1 pseudogene is annotated in these 246 nt (G+C 65.0%); it reads right to left on the bottom strand.

Annotated features, from left to right (window positions below):
* Positions 1-218: pseudogene (locus MXD60_RS26450) on the bottom strand (PEP/pyruvate-binding domain-containing protein); the annotation flags it as partial.
* Positions 219-246: the final 28 nt, after the last annotated feature.

The raw sequence follows: 246 nt of genomic DNA, 5'->3' as shown, positions 1-246 counted from the left end.
AGACCCGTGGCGATCACCTTGCGCTCGGCATCCGGGTCGATGGTCGGGTGGAGAAGCTGATCGAGGGCACCGGGCTCGATGCGCTTGATCGCCTGGTCCTTGGAGATCAGACCCTCGCCCGCGAGTTCGACGGCGATGCGCAGGGCCGCCTTGGCGGTGCGCTTGCCGTTGCGGGTCTGGAGCATCCAGAGCTTGCCACGCTCGATGGTGAACTCCATGTCCTGCATGTCACGGTAGTGCTTCTCC

The organism is Frankia sp. AgB32, assembly GCF_023243045.1.
Taxonomy (GTDB): domain Bacteria; phylum Actinomycetota; class Actinomycetes; order Frankiales; family Frankiaceae; genus Frankia.
This window is presented reverse-complemented; position numbering and strand designations above follow the sequence as displayed.